This is a genomic window from Veillonellaceae bacterium, from assembly GCA_012523975.1.
In the GTDB taxonomy this organism is placed as follows: Bacteria; Bacillota; Negativicutes; order JAAYSF01; family JAAYSF01; genus JAAYSF01.
Genome location: JAAYSF010000081.1, coordinates 35681 through 42990, shown reverse-complemented (window position 1 = coordinate 42990; position 7310 = coordinate 35681). Strand labels below are relative to the sequence as shown.

General features: G+C 42.0%; 3 protein-coding genes, 1 tRNA gene, 1 rRNA gene and 1 pseudogene. 5 read left to right on the top strand and 1 reads right to left on the bottom strand.

Features of this window, described 5'->3' with window-relative positions:
* The first annotated feature begins 58 nt into the window (after nt 1–58).
* The 5 genes from rrf (at nt 59) to GX348_11365 (ending at nt 5501) form a co-directional block, all read left to right on the top strand.
* Nucleotides 59–175 (top strand): 5S ribosomal RNA (gene rrf, locus GX348_11385).
* 43 nt (nt 176–218) lie between these two features.
* Nucleotides 219–309 (top strand) — tRNA-Ser (locus GX348_11380).
* A gap of 756 nt (nt 310–1065) precedes the next feature.
* Nucleotides 1066–2799: an ABC transporter ATP-binding protein/permease gene (locus GX348_11375; protein NLP42758.1), complete on the top strand. Its 1734-nt coding sequence runs from the start codon at nt 1066–1068 to the stop codon at nt 2797–2799.
* Between the two features lie 56 nt (nt 2800–2855).
* Entirely contained in the window at nt 2856–3266 is a 411-nt protein-coding gene (locus GX348_11370) for a DUF1232 domain-containing protein (GenBank protein NLP42757.1), read from the top strand.
* 45 nt (nt 3267–3311) lie between these two features.
* A complete protein-coding gene (locus tag GX348_11365; GenBank protein NLP42756.1) occupies nt 3312–5501 on the top strand; it encodes a DNA topoisomerase III in 2190 nt (729 codons plus the stop codon).
* Nucleotides 5502–5866: 365 nt separating this feature from the next.
* On the opposite strand, the pseudogene GX348_11360 reads toward GX348_11365, so the two are convergent.
* Nucleotides 5867–7121 (bottom strand): annotated as a pseudogene (locus GX348_11360) (NAD(P)/FAD-dependent oxidoreductase).
* Nucleotides 7122–7310: the final 189 nt, after the last annotated feature.

Below are 7310 nucleotides of genomic sequence, written 5' to 3'. Positions count from 1 at the left end.
GCTCCTAACAACTTGGTTCTCTGCTTATGTGAAGTTTTGAGAGAATATCTCAACTTAATCCGGTGGCGATAGCTACGAGGTTCCACCTGTTCCCATACCGAACACAGTAGTTAAGCTCGTAAACGCCAAAAGTACTTGGGTGGAAACGCCCTGGGAGGATAGGAAGTTGCCGGTTAAAAACACCTGCTTTTGTGGGTGTTTTTATTTCAAGTTCATATGGAGTGGTACTCAAGCGGCTGAAGAGGACGGTTTGCTAAATCGTTAGAGGGGGTAACCCCTGCGAGGGTTCAAATCCCTCCCACTCCGCCACAAAAAGGACGGCTATAGACCGAAAGGTTGATAGCCGTCCTTTTTATCTTACCAGAAAGTAATAACTTTTTGGCTATGAAATAAGAACGATATAAGCTTTCGCCCGCGTCTAGAAGGACTTGACGTAGGATAAGTCTTTTCTAATCCTATTTTCAACTAAGCTATATTTAGAGAAGATTAATATCCCTTGCAATAGCCTTTGTAATTTCCCGAGCTTTAGGGCCGGTCGCTCCATCATCGGCTAAAATATTGGTTGCTAATACATAATATTTGCCCTCTTTTTCTATAAAGCCAACAAACCAACCTAATATCCACTTACCATCCTGAAGACCTGAGCCAGTCTTTCCTAGCAGCTTGCTTTCGTTGTTAGAAGACAGGGATATATTTTTTAAAACAATTGATCTTACTTCGGGAGGAAGGGGGATTGGTCACAGTATAGCTTATTAAGTAAGTCGACTTGTTCGATGGCGGATATTCTTAAGGAAGATCCAAGCCAAAATGTAGTTAGGCCTCCGGAGATATACTCTTGCATACGCTCTTGGCCAATAAGGGCGGCAAGTTTTTGGAAGTACCATTAATTTTGTAGAACATGTAATCGCTGCTACATACTATGGATATTCCAATATACACCAATTAAGATCAGCCTTCAGTAAGATTATGTTGTATTTTTTTAGCTTGATGTTTTGGCAGAGTAAAGTTTACTGCTTAGTCATTGCCGACACCTTTCTGCCATATACAAGTAGAGGGGTGATTTGGGTGAGGCGTGGCGTTGTGCTGAGAAGTGCTTGGAGAATTGCGAGAGCATACTGGTTTTCCGAAGAAAAGTGGTCAGCATGGCTACTGCTTCTAACCGTTATAGCATTCAATTTAGGGTTGGTATATATAACGGTCCAGATTAATGTCTGGCACTCGTATTTTTATCAAGTCATTCAAGACTATAATTATCCCGGATTTCTAGACGCCGTCATACAATTCGCCATCTTAGCGGCTATTTTTATTGCGGTGCGCGGTATTCAAATATACGTCCGGATGCTTTTACATATCAACTGGCGCCGCTGGCTAACTGACAAGTATTTATCTGAGTGGCTGCGAAAAAAAACCTACTACAGGTTGCAATTAATGGTTGGCGATGCGGCTGATAACCCTGATCAGCGGATTAGTGAAGATATTGAACTTTTCGTTGCGCTTACTCTCAGGCTATCGCTAGATTTGCTTCAGGATGTTGTAACTGTATCCTCATTTGTTGTCATATTGTGGAATTTGTCCGGTGTAATATATCTCGATTTTAATGGTTTTACGCTGCCTATTTATGGCTATTTGGTCTGGGCTGCTTTCTTGTATGCTGGGGTAGGAACATATTTGACAGTAAAAGTCGGCCGCCCCTTAGTACGATTGGAGTACGACCAGCAGCGCTATGAAGCAGATTTTCGTTACAGCCTTATTCGGGTTAGGGATAATGCCGAAAGTATTGCATTATATAGCGGTGAAACTCAGGAAAAAGCTAATTGCTTCAGACATTTTTACAATATAATTTCTAACTACAGGCAGATCATAAATATCCGTAGAAATTTAATGTGGCTAACGACAGGCTATTCGCAAGTTTCCGTGATTTTTTCGATATTAGTGGCTTCGCCTCGCTATTTTTATAGTCAGATCCATTTAGGTCAAATGTTTCAAATTATTGATGCTTATAATCATGTTCAAGTCGGCTTTTCATTTATTATTGATAGCTTCACCCGTCTAGCACAATGGCGAGCAGTTGTAAACCGGCTAAATAATTTTATTTTATTTATGGAAACGGTACGCGCTGATAATTCGTCGTATCAGAGAATGATTGACAAGCATAATATTAATGAGTTAGCTGTCGATACGGTAAATGTTTTTAGGCCGGATGGCTATAATCTTGTAAAAGATATTACCCTAAATATTAAACAGGGTGAACGTATCCTCGTTGCCGGGCCATCAGGCTGCGGCAAAAGCACTTTACTTCGTGCCTTGGCAGGATTATGGCCGTATACTAGTGGTCTTGTGAATATTCCCCGCAATGCGGATATGCTCTTTGTACCGCAGCGCACATATATGCCGATTGATGAACTCCGAAAAGTTCTGATTTATCCCGGCCTAAAACGAGCGGTAAGCGATGCTGAACTGATCGAAATGTTAAAAACTTGTCGTCTTCAGCATTTAACTAATAAGCTAGATGAGTGTCTAGATTGGGGGCAGGCCTTATCGTTAGGAGAACAGCAGCGTATCGCCTTTGTCAGAACCTTCTTAACCCAGCCTAATTGGCTGTTTTTGGACGAGGCAACCTCAGCTCTTGATGAGACTACTGAAGAGATGCTTTATAGTCTTTTAATTAAACTGTTGCCCAAAGCTGCAATTATTAGTGTTGGGCATCGGAACACACTAGTGAAGTATCATGTGAATAAGCTTAGGCTTGATGGGAACGGCGGATGGCAATTGGAAAAGCATATAGATTCTCGCTTCTAGTCGTCTACTGGCGTATGGTATGCCCGAATGGTATAATATACTAGTATAACGAGCTTATGGATGGTGATTATGTGGCTCTAAGCGGTGTATTGAAACTGTGGGGACTAGTTAAAACAGTAAAAAATGATGCATTGCTGCTTTATTATGCTTGGAAGCATCCTGGCACTCCGCCGTTCATTAAAGGGATGCTTGTGGCACTCATGACGTATGTTATCAGCCCGGTTGATGTAATTCCGGATTATTTGCCATTTATCGGAATCGCTGATGATGTTATGCTTATTCCTGCAGCAGTTGTATTCTTAACTAACATGCTCCCGTCCTCGGTTCGTAATGAGTGTGAGGTGGAGAGCTTTAAATGGCGAAAGCGTATGCCATGGATATTTGGAGTATTTATCATCTTTGTAATCGTGTGGCTGGTAATTGCGATAGTAGGACTTGGTCATGTAATTTCTTTTATAAGTTCTTAACCGTGGGGTATTGATCAACCGCCGATATATAGAAAGGACTGCAACATGAATAAAACATTAGTATTAGCTGAAAAACCATCGGTTGGGCGAGATTTAGCCCGAGTTTTAAATTGTAATAAAAAAGGCAATGGCTGGCTCGAGGGTGATAAGTATATCGTCACTTGGGCACTTGGCCATCTAGTGACCTTGGCTGATCCCGAGGAATATGACGATAGATATAAAGCTTGGCGACTAGAAGATTTACCGATGCTGCCGCAAGAATTGAAACTTGTGGTTATCAAGCAAACTGGCCGCCAGTTTAAGGCTGTCAAAGAACAGATGGTACGAAAAGATGTAGGGGAAATAGTTATCGCGACTGATGCTGGCCGCGAAGGTGAGCTTGTCGCTCGTTGGATTATTGAAAAAGCTAATATCCGCAAGCCTATAAAAAGACTGTGGATTTCTTCGGTTACCGACAAGGCAATTAAGGAAGGTTTTAATAAGCTCAGGCCAGGCAAGGATTATGAAAACCTATATGCCTCAGCCGTAGCGCGGGCTGAAGCCGACTGGTTAGTTGGGATAAATGCTACCAGGGCGCTTACCTGTAAGTACAATGCTCAGCTGTCATGCGGCAGAGTCCAAACTCCAACTTTAGCAATTATTGCTCAGCGTGAGCGAGAGATTCAAAACTTCCAGCCCAAACCTTATTACGGTATAACGGCCGAGACAGGAAACGTAAGGTTGATTTGGCAAGACAGCAAGACAAAAGACACCAAGACATTTGATAAAGAAAAGTGCGAAAGTATTATTAGAGCAATAACCAACGCAAAAGCCGAAGTTGTTGCTGTCGAAAAGGCCGCTAAAAAAAGTTATGCGCCGCAGTTGTTTGATCTTACTGAACTGCAACGAGAGGCTAATCGTCTCTTTGGCTATTCAGCCAAAGAGACACTAGGTATTATGCAGAAGCTATATGAGACACATAAGGTTTTAACTTATCCGCGTACCGATTCCCGCTACATTTCTAGTGATATTGTCGATACACTGCCGGAAAGACTAAAAGCCTGCAGTGTTGGACCTTATTCCAAGCTGGCCTTTAAGCTATTACGGTTGCCGCTAAAAGCAAATAAGCATTTTGTTGATAACAGCAAAGTTTCAGACCACCATGCTATTATCCCAACTGAGCAGCCTGTAAATCTTGGCGCATTTAACGATAAAGAGCGAAAAATTTACGATCTGGTTGTTAAGCGTTTCTTAGCGGTGCTGTACCCCCCGTTTGAATATGAGCAGACATCAATAAAAGCTCAAATTCACAATGAAATATTTGTCGCTAAAGGCAAGAGGGTAATAGCTCCCGGTTGGAAGGAAGTCTATAATAATGAGTTCACTGAGGATGAGCAAACTGATGATATTGCAGATCAGACATTGCCAATTATAAATAAGGGCGATATATTAAATGTCACTAAACTATCGCTCACGGAAGGAAAAACTAAACCGCCGGCGCCGTTTAATGAAGGCAGCTTGCTATCGGCTATGGAAAACCCAGTAAAATATATGTCAGGTGAGAGCGAGGCGCTGAAGAAGACGATTGGCGAAACAGGCGGGTTAGGAACGGTGGCAACTCGCGCCGATATTATCGAAAAGTTGTTTAATAGTTTTTTAATCGAAAAAAAGGGTAAGGATGTGCTTATCACGTCCAAAGGAAAACAACTTCTTGAATTAGTGCCGGCAGATCTTAAATCACCCGCTTTAACAGCAGAGTGGGAGCAGCAGTTAAGCGCAATTGCTAAGGGTATAGTTAATAAACATGACTTTATTAATAAAATGCGCGGTTATGCCAGAGCAGTTGTTAATGAGATCAAGAACAGTCAAAGTCAGTTTAAGCACGATAACATTACTAGAACTAAATGTCCGGAATGCGGAAAATATCTGCTTGAGGTTAATGGTAAAAGAGGCAAAATGCTAGTTTGTCAAGATCGGGAGTGCGGCTACCGTAAAGGTGTTGCTAAAGTTACCAATGCCAGATGCCCAAACTGTCATAAAAAACTGGAATTGCGTGGCGAAGGAGAAGGTCAAATTTTTGTATGCAGCTGCGGATACCGAGAAAAGCTTTCGGCTTTTAACGACAGGCGTAAAAAGGAGACGATCGGTAAGGCATCGAAAAGTGATGTGGCTCAGTATATGAAGAAGCAGAAGAAGCAAGATGATCCGTTTAACCCGGCCCTAGCAGAAGCTCTGGCGAAACTAAAGCTAAAATAGCCTAAAAAATATAATATTTTGACTATTGCGTTATTTGATTTTGTATGTTACTATTTAGCTAGGCACCATCCTTATAGCGACTTAGTGGTTAACGGTATTGCAAAGTGGAACGTGTTTCCGGGTAATGCAAGAGGTTCGTGAGTCAAACAAGGGTTGTGTTTTTTGTTTGTAAAGTTCGTTTTAGTGGTTAGTGGTTTGTATTAGCGTCCGAGTAGTTTGTTGTGAAAGAGGCTGTTTCTGATTGTTAAGCTTTGGAACTGCGCTATAAGGATGGTTGTTTAAACTAAGGGGAAGGAACGCCTTCCCCTTAATACTTTTATAAAGGCCGGATAGCTTGCATAAGTGCTATCCGGCCTTTTTTAAACTCACTGGCGGGTTATTATCCGTACTACACGTTCATAAACAAGATAATCCCAAACCCATTTTGTAAAGACGACTATTCTATTTCTGAAGTCAATTAACCGCAGGATATGGACAGTTGGACCAGGTAAGCCAAGCGAAGAAACCTTTAAGCTTAAATTTACCCATACTGACAACGGCAGCATTACGGCCGATGGTAGCCATGTTGCCAACATCTTTATACTCGAATTCCTTAAGGGGGCGGCAATTGATGTAATTTATAATATTGGCAGCCGCGATTTCGGCTTGCTGAATTGCCACCGGCGCAATCATTGGCAGCGGGACATTATTTTGTTTAAAATGCGCAGCATCGCCAATAACAAATACTTCAGGTCGATTGGGAAGTTGCAGATATTCATTAACTATTGCGCGTTGAGCTCTGTCCTTTTCCAAGCTTAGTTTATCAAAGAGCTCAGCGGCACGTACGCCGGCTGCCCAGATAACAGTATAGGCGGGTACAATTTCGCCGCCTTTCAGAAATAGCTGTTTACCGTTGAAATCGGTAACCTGAACGCAAAGTCGGACTTCAACATGTTTGCGAATAAGTGTTTCGATGGTAGCCTCCTGCAAGTCGGCAGGCATTGCCGGCAATAAGCCGTCAGATGCCTCTACCAGCATAATACGAACTTCTTTGAAATTTATTTCATGATATTCCTTGGCTAATACGTAGTAGATAAGCTCAGATAAAGCCCCGGCCGATTCAACACCTGTCGGACCGCCGCCAACTACAACAAAGGTTAAAAGGGCGCGGCGTTTATCGGCGTCGTTTTCGTGTGAGGCAAGCTCAAACATCTTGAGCACATGATTACGGATAGTCACAGCTTCATCTAAGGTCTTCATAGCAAAAGCATTCTCGGCTATAGAGTTCATACCGAAATAATTTGTCATGCCGCCTGTTGCCAGTACTAGATAATCATAACTAATTTCGCCGCTATCAGTTACTATACATTTATTATCAAAATTAACATCAGCTACTTCTGCCATGCGGAACTCGACATTCTTCTGATCGCGCAGCATTGCCCTTACGGGGTACGCGATATCATCAACAGACAAGCCAGCTGTTGAAACTTGATAAAGTAAAGGCTGAAAAAGATGGTAATTATGTTTATCAATCAAAGTGATGCGAACATCGGCCTTAGCCAGCGCTCGCGCCGCTCGTATGCCGCCAAAGCCGGCGCCGACAATTACAATATGAGGTTTATCAGTCAAATTGGGTGACATAGTGGATTCCCTCCTGCCTATACAGATAATAATTATTGCTTGACATTATTTATTATATTCTAAAATTATAAATTGGCTATGATTTATATCACCAAAGATGATTGATAAATTGAGCATACTAGCCCAAGCTATGTAGAAAAAGCTTAAAAAATAAAGGCTGCGCAATCAGCGCAGCCATCGAAAATTTTA

Coding starts and splice junctions, on each gene's coding strand:
- GX348_11365 (NLP42756.1), top strand. CDS start 3,312: ATGAATAAAACATTAGTATTAGCTGAAAAACCATCGGTTGGGCGAGAT.
- GX348_11370 (NLP42757.1), top strand. CDS start 2,856: ATGGATGGTGATTATGTGGCTCTAAGCGGTGTATTGAAACTGTGGGGA.